The following is a 14849-nucleotide window of genomic DNA, read 5'->3' on the forward strand; positions in this document are numbered from 1 at the left end:
AATTTTTTTAACGCGTACGCTTGGAAAGTGCGCGTGATTTCACAACAAAAAGCATAGGATTAACAATGCTGGATTCTAAATTACTTCGTACAGAGCTGGATGAAACAGCTGCTAAACTGGCGCGTCGTGGCTTTAAGCTAGACGTAGATACTATTCGTAAACTTGAAGAACAACGCAAGTCCATTCAAGTAGAAGTAGAAAATTTACAATCCACGCGTAACTCCATCTCCAAGCAAATCGGCCAAAAAATGGCGGCTGGCGACAAAGAAGGCGCAGAAGAGATCAAGAAACAAATCGGTACGCTAGGTAGCGATCTTGATGCGAAGAAAGTTGAACTTGAGCAAGTAATGGCTCAACTAGACGAATTCACGCTTTCTGTACCAAACATCCCAGCAGATGAAGTGCCAGATGGCAAAGATGAAAACGACAACGTTGAAATCTCTCGTTGGGGTGAGCCAAAGTCTTACGACTTCGAACTGAAAGATCACGTTGACCTAGGCGAAATGGGCGACGGTCTAGACTTCGCAAGTGCAGTTAAGATCACTGGCGCACGTTTCATCGTGATGAAAGGCCAATTCGCTCGTCTACACCGTGCAATCGCTCAGTTTATGCTAGATCTTCACACTGAAGAGCACGGCTACACAGAAATGTACGTACCTTACCTAGTAAACTCTGACAGCCTATTCGGTACTGGTCAGCTTCCTAAGTTCGGTAAAGACCTTTTCCACACAGAGCCTCTAGCGGAAAAAGTAAACGACGAAGAGCCACGTAAACTGTCTCTAATCCCTACTGCAGAAGTACCTGTAACGAACCTAGTTCGTGACACGATTTCTGACGAAGCGGATCTACCAATTAAGATGACAGCGCACACGCCATGTTTCCGCTCAGAAGCAGGTTCTTACGGTCGTGATACTCGTGGTCTGATTCGTATGCACCAGTTCGACAAAGTTGAGCTAGTACAAATCACTAAGCCAGAAGATTCAATGAACGCACTAGAAGAGCTAACAGGTCACGCTGAGAAAGTTCTACAACTTCTTGAGCTTCCTTACCGTAAAGTGGTTCTATGTACAGGTGACATGGGCTTTGGCGCTCGTAAGACTTACGACCTAGAAGTTTGGGTTCCTGCTCAAGAAACTTACCGTGAGATCTCTTCATGTTCTAACATGTGGGATTTCCAAGCTCGTCGTATGCAAGCGCGTTTCCGTCGTAAAGGCGAGAAGAAACCTGAGCTTGTACACACGCTAAACGGTTCTGGTCTTGCTGTAGGTCGTACAATGGTTGCTATCCTAGAAAACAACCAAGAAGCAGACGGCCGCATTGCAATCCCTACAGTACTTCAGAAGTACATGGCGGGCGCAACGCACATCGGTTAATTCATTAACCACTAGAACACCAAAACCCAGCCTTAGTGCTGGGTTTTTTGTTATCTGCGTCGAGTGAAAATACGTTGTTATGTAAATGTAGGGTGAGGTATTGCATAGTTAGCCTAAATTATTAAAACCAGCCCCTAATGATATTTTTCTAAGCTTCATTGAGCGTGACAAGCTCCTCCAAAAGATAAAGAGGAGGTACTTTCATGGCTTCAATAAGAATAAGCGGCTCTGTTGGCTTGGGTGGTAAAAATGTGGATGCTGATATTCGTACGGTACAAAGGTCTATTAACCAATTGCTTGGTTCTTTAAAGGGAGTAAAGGAGCTTAAAGTGGATGGGAAACTAGGCTCTAGACCGGAAAACTCCAAGACTGTCGCCGCAATTAAAGCTTTTCAGAAAAACCTTGTTGGGATGGCTCGGCCAGATGGAAGGATAGATGTGAATGGAAAAAGCCATCGTAAGCTGAATGATTACTTAAAACGAACACCTGAGACTGCGGTGGCATATACGTTACCTTTGGTTGGCTCAAGAGATGCGTTGACGGACTTGGATTATCGCAAAGTAGCTGAAACCCTTGAATGCGAAGTCGCTGCTATTAAAGCTGTAGCGGAAGTTGAGAGCCGAGGAGAAGCCTACTTTAGCAATGGTAAGCCAAAGATTTTGTTTGAGGCTCATATATTTTCGAGACTCACTTCAAGAGCCTACGATAACAGTCATCCAAGTATTTCAAGTCGGCATTGGAATCGAAGTCTGTATGTTGGTGGTATCTCAGAATACGTACGTTTAAATAAAGCGATTGAACTGAATTCAAATGCAGCAATCCGCTCCGCATCTTGGGGACGTTTCCAAATTATGGGCTTTAATTTCAAGTTAGCTGGTCATGTTACCGCTGAATCCTTTGTTAAAGCTGTATTCGAGTCAGAGAAGAAACAACTTGAGGCTTTTGTTACGTTTATCCAAAAGTCTGGCTTAGGTGAACATATAAGAGATAAAAATTGGGCTGCCTTTGCTCGTGGTTACAATGGTTCTGAGTATCAGAAAAATCAATACGACGTCAAATTAGAAAAGGCTTACAAAAAATATGCTTCGATTAAAAATGCTGCGTAACATTTCTTTGCTTGGACTTATTTTTAGTTCATCTGCTTGTGCTTCCAGCCACACTAATACTGCGCTATTTAAGTGTGATGCTTCACATCCTAACCGTCTAGAAATATCAATAGAAAATATAAACAGTCAGGTTCTACTGTCGGAGCTTAACTTAGGGGGGAGCAGTATTGAAAGAACCTTAGCTGTAAAGGACTTTAAATTAGACCAGTATCATCGAGCGTTGGTAGATGAGAAGTCACTGGAATTTAGTATTGGTGAGCGCGTCATATTAGTCAGTGAGTACTTTAGCGAGGAGTTTGGTGAGGTAGAGAAAATACTCAGTGTTACTTTGAGAGAGCCTGAGCAAACGCAGTACTTTGAATGTGAGGAAGGGAGTATGAGTAACCTTGCATTGCTTTTCCATGAGAGTGCCGAATAATCGATTACAGAGTAATTATTACTAAAACGTAATAGTGTTTTCGAATTTATCCTAATTATCTTGTTATTTGTAATCGATATAATCATCCACCTTACCACGGTAAGTAGATTTTCTCATTCAAGTAACGAGGAGGGCTTATGGCCGTAGGGTGGGCAAATGACGATAGCGTCAGCCAACAAATTCAAAACACAATAGACGACGAGATTTCCCGTGTTCGTGGCAGTATCACAAGGGGTGAAAGCGCCCATTATTGCGATGAGTGTGGTGATGAGATCCCAGAAGCACGTCGTTTTGCTATGAAAGGCGTTCGTTTGTGTATCGAATGTCAGTCAACAATCGAATTGGTGTCTCAACGCCAAGCATTGTTCAATCGACGAGCGAGTAAAGACAGTCAACTCCGATAACTTTACTGTTCTAATAAATAATGAGACGGTTTGAGTCTCATACTCAAACCGTTTTCGTATTGAATTGGACTATGAAGCGAAGCAGTCTTTACGTTGCAACGCAGCATCAATCGCGTTAACTAGCTTCTCAATATCTTCCGGCTTGCTGATGAACGGCGGCATCATATAAATCAGTTTGCCAAATGGACGAATCCAAACTCCGTGTTCAACAAACAAGGCTTGGATGGTTTCCATATTCACAGGGCGATGCGTCTCCACTACGCCAATGGCACCTAGCCAACGGGTGTTCTTCACCAACTCGTATTCTTCAAGTTTTGGTAGTAACTCAGAAAACAGCGTTTCAATTTGTTGGGTTTGTTGCTGCCAATTACCTCGCTCAATCAATTCCAAACTTGCGGTGGCAACAGCACAGGCGAGTGGATTCCCCATAAAGGTTGGACCGTGCATAAAACAGCCTGCATCACCACCACAAACGGTGTCTGCTACGTGTTTGCTCGCCAGAGTCGCAGAGAGGGTCATGTAGCCGCCAGTGAGTGCTTTCCCGACACACAGAATGTCTGGTTGAATGTCTGCATGTTCGCAGGCAAACAACTTACCGGTACGACCAAATCCGGTAGCGATCTCATCTGCAATCAATAACAAGCCGTATTTGTCGCAAAGCCTACGCACGCCTTTGAGAAATTCTGGATGGTAGATGCGCATGCCGCCTGCGCCTTGAACAATAGGTTCTAGGATCACCGCAGCAAGTTCTTCATGGTGCGTTTCAATCTTGTGCTCGAAGTCAGTAAGGTCCTCTGGCTTCCATTCATCCCAATAACCACAAGTTGGTGACTCCGCAAAGATATGCTCAGGCAAAAAGCCTTTGTAAAGAGAGTGCATTGAGTTATCAGGATCGGTAACCGACATAGCCGCAAAGGTGTCGCCGTGATAACCGTGTCGCAAAGTAAGAAACTTCGGTCGGCGTTCGCCTTTTGCATGCCAATATTGCAGTGCCATTTTTAAGCTGACTTCTACGGCAACGGAGCCTGAATCGGCAAGGAATACATGTTCAAGGTTATTTGGTGCAAGGGACAATAGCTTCTTACACAAACTGATTGCTGGCTGGTGGGTAATCCCGCCAAACATCACGTGAGAGACCTGATCGATTTGCTGGTGAGCGGCTTGATTTAAATGCGGATGGTTGTAGCCGTGGATCGTCGACCACCAAGAAGACATGCCATCGACCAGCTCAGTACCGTCTTCCAATTTAATATGAACACCATTTGCCGATGCCACTGGGTAGCAGGTCAGAGGTGTCAATGTCGAAGTGTAAGGATGCCAGATATGCTGGCGGTCGAAGGCGAGATCCATGTGCGATTCCAATAATAGTTTAGGTTAAAAAACAGACAGATGTAAACTTTGTTCTTTTGCGTTGTGTTGACAGTTTATCGAGACTCAGTAGACTGTCAACACAACAACAAAAGTGACTAAAGGAATACACGTGGAAGTTCGTCATAACTGGACGCATGCTGAAGTGCGCGATCTCATGGAAAAACCATTCATGGATCTCCTATTCGAAGCGCAGCTTGTACATCGTCAATATCAACAAACCAACCATGTTCAAGTAAGCACGCTTCTGTCGATTAAGACAGGTGCTTGTCCAGAAGATTGTAAGTACTGTCCTCAGAGTGCTCGTTACACCACAGACATCGAGAAAGAGCGTCTGATGGAAGTAGAACGCGTACTCGATGCTGCGCAAAAAGCCAAAAATGCTGGTTCTACTCGATTCTGTATGGGCGCAGCATGGAAAAATCCAAAAGAGCGTGACATGCCGCATTTGACCGACATGATCAAAGGCGTGAAGGACATGGGTTTAGAAACGTGTATGACATTAGGTATGTTGACACCAGATCAAGCAAAGCAATTGGCAACCGCAGGTCTGGATTACTACAACCACAACCTAGATACCTCACCTGAGTTCTACGGCAACATTATTACCACACGTACTTACCAAGACCGTTTAGATACTTTATCTCACGTACGTGATGCTGGCATGAAGATCTGTTCCGGTGGCATCATCGGCATGGGTGAAAGTGCTAACGACCGAGCAGGTTTGTTGGTTGAATTGGCTAACTTGCCGGTACATCCTGAAAGCGTTCCAATCAACATGCTCGTGAAGGTAAAGGGGACACCACTGGAAGAAGTGGATGATGTTGAGCCTTTCGATTTCATTCGCCTGATTGCGATTGCACGAATCATGATGCCTCAATCAGCCGTTCGTTTATCCGCTGGCCGTGAAAACATGAACGAACAAATGCAAGCGCTGTGTTTTATGGCGGGTGCAAACTCCGTTTTCTATGGCTGCAAACTTCTGACCACGCCAAACCCTTCTGAAGACAAAGACATGATGCTGTTCAACAAGCTCGGTATTAACAGCCAAGAGGTGTCTCAAAAACCTGATGAAATCGAAGAAAACGAGTTACTCGATCGCGTCGTAGAGCGCGTTGCTGCTCGTCCAACAAAAGACGACCTTTTCTACGATGCCAGCGTTTAAATCTCGTATCGAGTCCGCCCTTGCCGGTCGTAAAGCGCAGGGGCTTAATCGTTCGATGAATGTGGTGTTTTCCGGCAACCAATCGATTTTGGAATACGAAGGTAGACGCTACATTAATTTCTCAAGTAATGATTATTTGGGCTTAGCCAATGACCAAGCGCTTGTTCGGGCTTGGCAGCAAGGTCTAAGCGTATACGGCAGTGGCAGTGGAGCATCGCCAATGGTCACTGGCTTTAGTGCAGCACACAGCAATTTAGAAGCCGCACTAACTGAATGGTTGGGCTACGACAGAGCAATTCTGTTTGGTTCTGGATTCAGTGCTAATCAAGCCTTGTTGTTCACCTTGTTAGAAAAGTCAGACGTATTGATCCAAGACCGTTTGAATCATGCTTCATTGATGGAAGCGGGGGCGTTGTCACCAGCTAAGATGAAGCGTTTCAAGCACAATGACATCGAGCATCTAAAATCGCTGTTGAATAGCGAAGGCATCCATCTAGTTGTGACTGAAGGAGTATTCAGCATGGACGGTGACTGTGCGCCGCTCAGCGATATAGCTGAAGTCACTCGCAGTCATGATGCTTGGTTTGCTGTCGATGACGCTCATGGTATTGGCGTTCTTGGTCAATCCGGTGGTGGCTCTTGCGAGCTTGCCGCGATTAAGCCTGAGTTATTGGTCGTTACCTTCGGTAAAGCGTTTGGTATGTCTGGCGCGGCTATTTTATGTGACCACGCAACGGGGGACTTTTTAACTCAGTTTGCTCGTCACCATGTGTATTCCACGGCGATACCACCAGCACAAGCGTATGCGTTGACTCATGCAGTCTCGATGGTTCAAGAGCAGTCTTGGCGACGTGAAAAGCTCTCTGAGCTTAGTGAAGTGTATCGAGATAGTCTTAGCGACCTTGAGGGGTTTGTTGAGACTCAAACTTCGATTAAGCCCTTTTTGATTGGTGAATCTGAATTGGCTTTGCGAGTAGCAGGTGCTTGTCGCCAAAACGGTATTTGGGTTACCGCTATTCGACCACCGACGGTGCCTAAAGGGACGTCTCGTCTTCGAATCACACTCACTGCCAATCACACCAACGAACAAGTTAAAACGCTTTCAATGGCATTGAAGCAAGCATTAGGAGCGCTGTAATGGATAATGCAACTACCGCATTAGCGCAAACGCTCGCGTTAGAGAGTTTCCATCAAGATAAAGACGCGATTGCCTCTTCGTTCGGTAAAGCAGCAGAAACATACGATAAACATGCGGCTTTTCAGCGTGATGTCGGGCATCAGCTGCTTGATAAACTTCCTGAAAACTTGACGGGAAAACGTGTATTGGATTTAGGTTGTGGCACGGGTTATTTCTCCCAACTACTTCAACAACGCGGTGCGGAAGTAGTCTGCGGCGATATCTCTCAAGCCATGTTAGATAAAGCAGAGCAGCGTTGTGGTGCAGTACGAATGCACTACCAAGTTGCTGATGCTGAAAACTTACCATTTGACGATGATAGCTTCGATTACGTGTTTTCAAGTTTAGCGCTGCAATGGTGTACAGATTTAAGTTACCCACTAAAAGAAGTGCGCCGCGTGCTAAAAAATGGTGGGAAAGCGTGGTTCTCTACACTGGTTGATGGATCACTGTATGAGCTGCGTGCATCATGGGAAAAAATTGATGCATATCAACACGTCAATAACTTTCTAACGCTCAATCAGGTAAAAATTGCGTTAGCGCAATCTCGATGTGACAGCCATCAACTAGACTTGACCACCATCACAGTTTGGTACGACTCTGCATTTTCAGTTATGCGTGACCTCAAAGGTATAGGTGCAAATCACGTAAGCGGGCGCTCACACGGTTTAACTAGTCGCGAGACTTTGTTAAAAGTTGAGCATGCGTACCAAGCGTTTAAAAACGATCAAGGTCTTCTACCTGCAAGTTATCAGGTTTGTTTTGGAGTAATACATCTATGATTGATGCTTTTTTTATTGCTGGTACGGATACTGATGTTGGAAAGACGGTAGCGTCTAAAGCCATTTTGCAAGCGATCGCAGCAAAAGGACTTAACACTATTGGTTATAAGCCAGTGGCAGCAGGGAGTGACAAGACTGAAGCCGGATGGCGTAACTCTGATGCTTTACACTTACAAGACGCCGCAACACTCGATGTGGCCTATGATGATGTGAACCCATACGCTTTAGAGTTGCCTGCTTCTCCCCACATTGCAGCGAAGCATGAACATGTCGAAATAAGTTACGATGTTCTGAGTCAAAAACTGGCTCAACATAAGCAGCAAGCCGATGTTGTTCTCGTTGAAGGTGCTGGAGGCTGGCGTGTGCCAGTATCCGATACGGACTGTTTATCTACATGGGTAAAAGAAGAGCAGTTACCTGTTGTACTGGTGGTTGGCATTAAATTAGGCTGTTTGAGCCACGCTTTACTCACAGCGGAGAGTATTAAAGCGGATGGTTTGAATCTTGTTGGCTGGGTGGCAAACCGCGTCAACCCAGGCACAGAGCACTACGCTGACATTATCGAGATGCTAGAAGCACGTATCGATGCACCTAAGCTTGGGGAAATTCCATATATTCCAAGTGCTAAACGCAAAGAGCTAGGCAAGTACATTAATGTAGAGCCGTTGCTAAACACTGACTAATGGTGTTTAGGATAAAAGACTAAAAAACCCAAAGGGCTGCGCAATGCAGCCCTTTCTTGTTGGTGTAACCTAAAAAGTCAGATTACTTATCTTGGCTGAGCCCCATCAATGCTTGTTGTGTTTCTGCAACACGCTGAGACATATGATGATCGGTTGAAATACCAAGTTGTTGCTTTGCCTCGTCCTCTGAGATGCCTAGGTGACAACGTAGTAAATCAATAGCCATTTGATAGTCGTTAGTTTCTACCATGGTTTTTCCCTCAATACATGGAGTTTTTAAGCTCACCCAATGCACTTTTTGCAATGTACTTAGAGTGGCTCTGTTTTGTTCATCTCATTCGAATTTAGCATGTCCATGTAGCCGCACAATAAGACCAAAGTCTATAGCAGAGCTAACGTACTGTTTTTGGTCTATTAAAAAATTTCTAGCTAAGTTGCTAAGAGGTGATAGATTTAACACCAAGATCATCTATCAATAGATGATGGGTAGCTCAGAGCTTATTTTATCATTTTGATAAATGTATATGAACGGAGGTTCCAGCTCCTACCAAAGCATGTTTTGAAATCGCTTGAATCAAATATTTCAGTCCCGAAAACAAATGTTGCAATTTATTGCTTAACCTTGTTTTTATCGCGGATAGACTATATCTATAACGCACGGAACATGAAAATCAACGGAATTGGCTTTTATAGCGATTACCATTTGTTCCTTATAACAATCCGTTTTAAAAAAACGATAAGCTTCCTCGGAGAAAAGTAATGAAGCGAATTATGTTATTCCTAGCAACTAACCTAGCTGTCGTGCTAGTGCTTAGTGTTGTTCTGAATATTGTTTACGCTGTAACTGGAATGCAACCAGGCAGTCTGTCAGGTTTACTTGTAATGGCTGCTGTATTTGGTTTTGGTGGCGCATTTATTTCGTTGATGATGTCAAAGGGTATGGCGCTGCGCTCGGTTGGTGGTATGGTCATTGAAAGCCCGCGCAACGAAACGGAGCATTGGTTAGTCGAAACTGTGGGTCGTCAAGCTCAACAAGTGGGTATTGGTATGCCAACGGTGGCTATTTATGATTCACCAGACATCAATGCATTTGCGACAGGTGCAAAACGAGATGACTCTCTTGTCGCAGTTTCTACCGGTCTTTTACACAATATGACTCGTGATGAGGCAGAGGCAGTACTTGCACACGAAGTGAGCCATATTGCAAATGGTGATATGGTCACGATGACGTTGATGCAAGGTGTCGTGAACACGTTTGTTATCTTCCTATCACGCTTTATTGCCAATATCGTGGCATCGAACGATGATGAAGAAGGCCAAGGTACAAACATGATGGTTTACTTTGGCGTATCCATGGTGCTTGAACTGGTATTTGGTTTCCTAGCTAGCTTCTTGACTATGTGGTACAGCCGTCATCGCGAATTCCACGCGGACGCAGGTGCTGCGCGCCTCGTTGGCAAAGAAAAAATGATTGCGGCTCTAGAGCGTTTGAAGGTGAGTCATGAATCTCAACTGGATGGCACCATGATGGCGTTTGGTATCAATGGCAAGCAGTCGCTGACTGAGCTACTAATGAGCCACCCTCCGCTAGATAAACGTATTGCAGCGTTGCGAGGCCAGCAATACTAACTGTGTCTACTTAAATAATTGTTAATTTGCTGAAAAGGCTTGGTTTTGACCAAGCCTTTTTTTTCGCCGATTGATCGCGTGCGAACTTCATCACGTACTACTTACAGAAATAAAGTTATACAAAATTATTTTTGTACAACTTTGGTGGAATGAACTATCTTGTACATATAATAATTTTGTACAACTTAATGGGCGTGTAGGAGTAAAAAATGGACATACAGTCTGTTGGCAATATCTATCAAAAGCTCAACAAAGCGAACTTACATCTGCTTAAGGATATATATCACCAAGATGTAGTATTTGAGGACGCAGCGCATCGTTTAGAAGGATGGCCAGCACTTTCGGATTATTTCACCTCATTATATGCCAACGTCATCAGTTGTGATTTTGTAATCCATGAGCATCAACAAGTCGGAGATACAGGCTTCCTAACTTGGACAATGGACCTTCAACATCCCAAACTTCAGAAGGGTGCGCCTATTCTCGTCAATGGTGTTTCGCACCTCAAATTTAGCGAAGGTCAGGTCATTTATCACCGAGACTATTTTGATCTCGGAGAGATGCTCTATGAGCATTTACCGTTACTTGGTTCAGTCGTTAAAACCATCAAGCAGAGGTTAAGACAATGAACAACACCATCTTGATCACAGGCGCCACCTCAGGAATAGGAAGACAGCTTGCGCTAGATTACGCGAACTCAGAATGGAATGTGATTGCTTGTGGTCGGAATCAAGATGTTCTTGCAGAACTGGAGGCAGTTTCTTCCAAAATTCATACATTACAGTTCGATGTGACAAATTATGAGGAAACTCAGCAGGCGCTCTCTAATTTGCCCTTTACGCCAAACACATGGGTTTTTAACGCAGGCGATTGTGAGTACATGGATGAGGGAGTGGTCGACGCGAAACTCATGGCGCGTGTGATGAACGTAAATGTTGTCGGTGTTGCCAACTGCGTTGAAGGCTGCCAAGTGCATTTAGAGAGAGGGCACCGCATTGTTATTGTTGGCTCTATCGCATCGGAAGTGGCACTGCCTCGTGCAGAAGCTTACGGCGCATCCAAAGCGGCAGTCAGTTATTTTGCACGCACGCTCGCCGTCGACTTGAAAAAGAAAGGGATCAATGTGGTAACGGTGTTTCCTGGTTTTGTTGAAACGCCGTTGACTGACAAAAACGACTTCGAAATGCCAATGATCATTTCTACTAAGCAAGCGTCGGACTCTATCAGGAAGCAGTTAGCCGCCAACAAGACCTATATCTATTTCCCGGCGAGATTTACCAGTATTTTACGTTTTATCTCGTTACTTCCATACAGTTGGCAAGCTCGCCTAACTGCTAAACTCGTATCATAAGAAGGAATAAAAATGAAAACAGCAGGAAGAAAGAAGATAGCGATTGTGGGAACGGGAATCTCTGGCCTTACTTGTGGTTATTACTTGCATAAAGAACATGATGTAACGCTGTTTGAAGCGAACGATTACATCGGTGGCCATACTGCAACCGTTGATGTGAGCCTTGATGGTAAAGAATACGCGATAGATACTGGGTTCATCGTCTATAACGACCGTACGTACCCTAATTTCATTAAAATGATGAGCGAGATTGGCGTTGAAGGTCTGCCGACTCAAATGAGCTTCAGTGTCAGAAACGATGGGAACGGACTAGAGTACAACGGCCACACAGTGTCGACATTGTTTGCTCAAAAACGTAACTGGGCAAACCCTAAATTTTATCGATTTATCTTCGAGATACTTCGTTTCAATAAACTTGCCAAGCGCTTCGCTAGCGAGCAATCCTCGCAATCTCAGACGTTAGGTGAGTTCCTTGACGAACACAAATTCAGTGCTTTCTTTACCGATAACTACATTTTACCGATGGGTGCTGCGATTTGGTCGTCGACTTTAGCTGACATGCGCGCATTCCCTCTTATGTTCTTCTTACGTTTCTTCCTCAACCACGGTCTGCTAGATGTGACTAACCGACCACAATGGTATGTGATTAAAGGTGGTTCACGTTCATACATTCCACCATTGACCAAAGGCTTTGCGGAGAATATTCGTCTTAATAGTCCTGTCGAAAAAGTGGTTCGCAACGAAAAAGGGGTTGGCGTTCAAGTTCGCGGAGAAACGCATTGGTTTGATGACGTTATCTTTGCTTGTCACAGTGATCAAGCAATGAGAATGCTAGAGGATATCAGCCCAATTGAGCAGGAAATCTTGGGGGATATGACATACCAAGCAAATGAAGTTGTTCTTCATACCGACTCTGCCGTACTACCAAAACGTAAGGCAGCATGGGCATCATGGAACTACCTATTGGAAGGCAGTGAAGAGGAACAGCAACGCCTCCCTTCGCTCACTTATAACATGAACATTCTTCAACATATTCAATCAGAGCACACGTTTTGTGTAACGTTGAACAGTACTGAGCAAATTAACTCAAATAAAGTCTTGCGTTCGTTCACTTATCATCATCCAGTATTCACCACTGAGTCTATTGCAGCGCAGCAGCGCAAAGATGAGATACAGGGCAAACAAAGTACCTGGTTCTGCGGCGCTTATTGGTACAACGGTTTTCATGAAGATGGCGTGCGTAGCGCGCTTGATGTTGTGAAAGAAATAGAAGAAAAGTACCGCGAACAAAATGTGGTTCCTTTCGAAAAAGGCGCAGCGTGATATGGATAGCCAAATGAACAGCCGATTGTTTATAGGCAACGTTCGTCACCGTCGATTCACGCCTGTGAATCATGAGTTGAACTACTCTTTATTTATGCCCGCCATCGATGTAGACGAGATCGATGCTTTAGAGAAAAAAGTATGGGGTTTTGGTTCGCGTTGGTGGCATTGGGCTCGCTTCAAGCGCAGTGATTACATTGGTGAAGGTAGCGTCAAGTCGGCAGTGCACAGCAAAATTGAAGAACTGACAGGTGTTCGCTGTGCCGGCAAGGTAATCGCAGTCTGTCACTTGCGTTATCTAGGACTTTATTTCAGTCCCGTTAATTTCTACTACGTTTATAACGCCGAAGGAGAATGGAAGTATCTCCTCGCAGAGGTGAGTAACACTCCTTGGAATGAACGACATTACTACGTGGTGTCAGCAGATAAAGAAGAAGAAAAGTTTGGTTGGGAACAAGATAAAGCATTCCATGTTTCACCATTCAACCCGATTGACCAACTCTACCGCTGGAGAATTAAACCTTTGACAGACAAGTTGAATATTCATCTTGAATGTCACAAAGGAGAGAAACACTTTGATGCCACCATGGTTATGAAAGCCAAGCCACTTTCAAGCAAAACCTTATTGAGGTGTTTGATCGTTACACCAATACAAACGGTAAAAGTAATGGTTGGTATTTATTGGCACGCATTAAAACTTTGGGTGAAAGGCGCACCTTTTTATTCTCATCCTAAATATTCAACGCATGAAGAAATAGAAGCCGATACTGAAAAAACAGACAAAAAAAATAAAAAGCACAAGGAGAATTCTGCATGTTAAATACTAGTTCTATGACATTGCCGCGTAAATTGACGACAACGCAAAAAGCGGCTCGCGGAGTTATTTTTCAATGTCTGCAAAAAATGGAAATCGGCTGCTTAACAGTTATTGAAAGTTTTAAGACGGAAACGACAGAGCGAAGCGAGCGTTTTAGTGCGCCAAATGGGGAGTACAGAGGTCAACCTGTTGTCGCTACTATAGAGGTAAAACATCCAGGTTTTTATTCACGGATCTTGCAGGGCGGCAGTATTGCTGCTGGTGAGGCTTATATGGATGGGTGGTGGGATAGCCCCGATTTAACCTCATTAATGAAACTGATGGCCCTTAACATGCGTGCTCTAGATAAACTCGAAGAGCAAGGCAGTTGGTTGACTAAAATACTGTACAAGTTCAGCCATTGGTCAAACAGAAACTCTGAAGAGAACTCACGTAAAAATATCCATGCGCATTACGACTTGGGTAACAACCTATACGAAGCGTTCCTTGACACCAATATGTTGTACTCATCGGCGCTTTACAATCATGCGGATGACTCTCTAGAGCAGGCTCAAATCAACAAAATGGATCGTCTATGTCAGCAACTTGAGCTGAATCCCACTGATCATGTTGTTGAAATTGGCACTGGGTGGGGCGCTATGGCGATTTACATGGCCGAACAATACGGTTGTCAGGTCACCACAACAACGATATCTGAAGAGCAACACGCGTACGCGGAGCAAAAAATCAAAGAGCGTGGCTTAGAAGACAAAATTACTCTACTCAAAGAAGATTACCGCAATCTAACCGGCACTTATGACAAGCTCGTTTCTATTGAAATGATTGAAGCTGTGGGCAAACAATTCCTGCCTTCGTACATTAAGGTCTGTGAGTCTTTATTGAAGTCCGGTGGCTTGATGGCGATTCAAGCGATTACGATTGCCGACCAACGTTATGATTACTACAGTAACAATGTCGACTTCATCCAGAAGTACATTTTCCCGGGTGGTTTTTTACCGTCGGTAACCTCACTAACCCAAGCAACAACAAAGTACAGTGACTTAGTGACGCGAGACTTGTTCGATATTGGTTTGGACTACGCCAAGACGTTGAACGAATGGCACCTACGTTTTAATCGAGCAGAGAATGAAGTGCGCTCGTTTGGCTACGACGACCGCTTTGTGCGTATGTGGCGCTACTATTTGAGCTACTGTGAAGGTGGCTTTTTGGCTCGCACGATCAGTGCAGTTCACATGACGTTTCAACGCCCGTAG

At 44.5% G+C, this 14849-nt stretch carries 16 protein-coding genes; 14 read left to right on the plus strand and 2 right to left on the minus strand.

Annotated elements, in window-relative coordinates; translation table 11 throughout:
• Positions 1-65: 65 nt before the first annotated feature.
• From serS to R7Q39_RS03315, 4 genes are all read left to right on the plus strand, one after another.
• Entirely contained in the window at positions 66-1373 is a 1308-nt protein-coding gene (gene serS / locus R7Q39_RS03300) for a serine--tRNA ligase (RefSeq protein ID WP_005378225.1), read from the plus strand.
• Between the two features lie 203 nt (positions 1374-1576).
• Entirely contained in the window at positions 1577-2479 is a 903-nt protein-coding gene (locus R7Q39_RS03305) for an N-acetylmuramidase domain-containing protein (protein ID WP_318075776.1), read from the plus strand.
• Positions 2469-2897, plus strand: coding sequence for a hypothetical protein (locus tag R7Q39_RS03310; protein ID WP_115386395.1), 429 nt, complete (start codon positions 2469-2471; stop codon positions 2895-2897). The genes R7Q39_RS03305 and R7Q39_RS03310 overlap by 11 nt, the downstream gene beginning before the upstream one ends.
• Before the next feature lie 137 nt (positions 2898-3034).
• Entirely contained in the window at positions 3035-3301 is a 267-nt protein-coding gene (locus R7Q39_RS03315; protein WP_132936554.1) for a DksA/TraR family C4-type zinc finger protein, read from the plus strand.
• Between the two features lie 69 nt (positions 3302-3370).
• Here R7Q39_RS03315 and bioA read toward each other — a convergent pair whose 3' ends face one another.
• Entirely contained in the window at positions 3371-4651 is a 1281-nt protein-coding gene (gene bioA / locus R7Q39_RS03320) for an adenosylmethionine--8-amino-7-oxononanoate transaminase (RefSeq protein WP_115385863.1), read from the minus strand.
• A gap of 130 nt (positions 4652-4781) precedes the next feature.
• Between bioA and bioB the strand changes: the two genes are divergently transcribed.
• The 4 genes from bioB to bioD are packed head-to-tail and all read left to right on the plus strand — an operon-like array spanning position 4782 to position 8476.
• Positions 4782-5834, plus strand: coding sequence for a biotin synthase BioB (gene bioB / locus R7Q39_RS03325; protein WP_086369529.1), 1053 nt, complete (start codon positions 4782-4784; stop codon positions 5832-5834).
• Positions 5821-6972, plus strand: a complete 1152-nt coding sequence (bioF, locus tag R7Q39_RS03330; protein WP_318075777.1) for an 8-amino-7-oxononanoate synthase — start codon at positions 5821-5823, stop codon at positions 6970-6972. The genes bioB and bioF overlap by 14 nt, the downstream gene beginning before the upstream one ends.
• Positions 6972-7793: a malonyl-ACP O-methyltransferase BioC gene (bioC, locus tag R7Q39_RS03335; RefSeq protein ID WP_005388087.1), complete on the plus strand. Its 822-nt coding sequence runs from the start codon at positions 6972-6974 to the stop codon at positions 7791-7793. The genes bioF and bioC overlap by 1 nt, the downstream gene beginning before the upstream one ends.
• Positions 7790-8476: a dethiobiotin synthase gene (gene bioD / locus R7Q39_RS03340; protein ID WP_005378217.1), complete on the plus strand. Its 687-nt coding sequence runs from the start codon at positions 7790-7792 to the stop codon at positions 8474-8476. Before bioC ends, bioD begins: the two co-directional genes overlap by 4 nt.
• An 82-nt stretch (positions 8477-8558) precedes the next feature.
• Here bioD and R7Q39_RS03345 read toward each other — a convergent pair whose 3' ends face one another.
• Positions 8559-8726: a hypothetical protein gene (locus R7Q39_RS03345; RefSeq protein ID WP_005378215.1), complete on the minus strand. Its 168-nt coding sequence runs from the start codon at positions 8724-8726 to the stop codon at positions 8559-8561.
• A 509-nt stretch (positions 8727-9235) separates the two neighbouring features.
• Here R7Q39_RS03345 and htpX point away from each other — a divergent pair.
• The 6 genes from htpX (at position 9236) to R7Q39_RS03375 (ending at position 14849) form a co-directional block, all read left to right on the plus strand.
• Positions 9236-10105 carry a protease HtpX gene (gene htpX / locus R7Q39_RS03350; RefSeq protein ID WP_005388085.1) on the plus strand — a complete coding sequence of 290 codons (870 nt, stop codon included), beginning with the start codon at positions 9236-9238 and terminating at the stop codon, positions 10103-10105.
• Between the two features lie 209 nt (positions 10106-10314).
• Positions 10315-10734: a nuclear transport factor 2 family protein gene (locus R7Q39_RS03355; protein WP_318075778.1), complete on the plus strand. Its 420-nt coding sequence runs from the start codon at positions 10315-10317 to the stop codon at positions 10732-10734.
• Positions 10731-11456 carry an SDR family oxidoreductase gene (locus R7Q39_RS03360; protein WP_237305993.1) on the plus strand — a complete coding sequence of 242 codons (726 nt, stop codon included), beginning with the start codon at positions 10731-10733 and terminating at the stop codon, positions 11454-11456. Before R7Q39_RS03355 ends, R7Q39_RS03360 begins: the two co-directional genes overlap by 4 nt.
• Positions 11457-11468: 12 nt before the next feature.
• On the plus strand, positions 11469-12779 hold the full coding sequence (locus R7Q39_RS03365) for an NAD(P)/FAD-dependent oxidoreductase (protein WP_237305992.1): 1311 nt from the start codon (positions 11469-11471) through the stop codon (positions 12777-12779).
• A gap of 1 nt (position 12780) precedes the next feature.
• Positions 12781-13599 (plus strand): DUF1365 domain-containing protein, encoded by an 819-nt coding sequence (locus R7Q39_RS03370; RefSeq protein WP_237305991.1) that lies wholly within the window; start codon positions 12781-12783, stop codon positions 13597-13599.
• Positions 13593-14849, plus strand: a complete 1257-nt coding sequence (locus R7Q39_RS03375) for an SAM-dependent methyltransferase (protein WP_237305990.1) — start codon at positions 13593-13595, stop codon at positions 14847-14849. The genes R7Q39_RS03370 and R7Q39_RS03375 overlap by 7 nt, the downstream gene beginning before the upstream one ends.

It is taken from the genome of Vibrio sp. 947, assembly GCF_033339115.1.
Taxonomy (GTDB): Bacteria; Pseudomonadota; Gammaproteobacteria; order Enterobacterales; family Vibrionaceae; genus Vibrio; species Vibrio alginolyticus.

Excerpts from the sequence above, each read along its gene's own strand:
- htpX (WP_005388085.1), top strand. The coding sequence starts at position 9,236 with ATGAAGCGAATTATGTTATTCCTAGCAACTAACCTAGCTGTCGTGCTA.
- bioC (WP_005388087.1), top strand. The coding sequence starts at position 6,972 with ATGGATAATGCAACTACCGCATTAGCGCAAACGCTCGCGTTAGAGAGT.
- R7Q39_RS03305 (WP_318075776.1), top strand. The coding sequence starts at position 1,577 with ATGGCTTCAATAAGAATAAGCGGCTCTGTTGGCTTGGGTGGTAAAAAT.
- R7Q39_RS03355 (WP_318075778.1), top strand. The coding sequence starts at position 10,315 with ATGGACATACAGTCTGTTGGCAATATCTATCAAAAGCTCAACAAAGCG.
- serS (WP_005378225.1), top strand. The coding sequence starts at position 66 with ATGCTGGATTCTAAATTACTTCGTACAGAGCTGGATGAAACAGCTGCT.
- R7Q39_RS03345 (WP_005378215.1), bottom strand. The coding sequence starts at position 8,726 with ATGGTAGAAACTAACGACTATCAAATGGCTATTGATTTACTACGTTGT.
- bioA (WP_115385863.1), bottom strand. The coding sequence starts at position 4,651 with ATGGATCTCGCCTTCGACCGCCAGCATATCTGGCATCCTTACACTTCG.
- R7Q39_RS03310 (WP_115386395.1), top strand. The coding sequence starts at position 2,469 with ATGCTGCGTAACATTTCTTTGCTTGGACTTATTTTTAGTTCATCTGCT.
- R7Q39_RS03365 (WP_237305992.1), top strand. The coding sequence starts at position 11,469 with ATGAAAACAGCAGGAAGAAAGAAGATAGCGATTGTGGGAACGGGAATC.
- R7Q39_RS03370 (WP_237305991.1), top strand. The coding sequence starts at position 12,781 with ATGGATAGCCAAATGAACAGCCGATTGTTTATAGGCAACGTTCGTCAC.
- bioD (WP_005378217.1), top strand. The coding sequence starts at position 7,790 with ATGATTGATGCTTTTTTTATTGCTGGTACGGATACTGATGTTGGAAAG.
- R7Q39_RS03375 (WP_237305990.1), top strand. The coding sequence starts at position 13,593 with ATGTTAAATACTAGTTCTATGACATTGCCGCGTAAATTGACGACAACG.
- bioF (WP_318075777.1), top strand. The coding sequence starts at position 5,821 with ATGCCAGCGTTTAAATCTCGTATCGAGTCCGCCCTTGCCGGTCGTAAA.
- R7Q39_RS03315 (WP_132936554.1), top strand. The coding sequence starts at position 3,035 with ATGGCCGTAGGGTGGGCAAATGACGATAGCGTCAGCCAACAAATTCAA.
- R7Q39_RS03360 (WP_237305993.1), top strand. The coding sequence starts at position 10,731 with ATGAACAACACCATCTTGATCACAGGCGCCACCTCAGGAATAGGAAGA.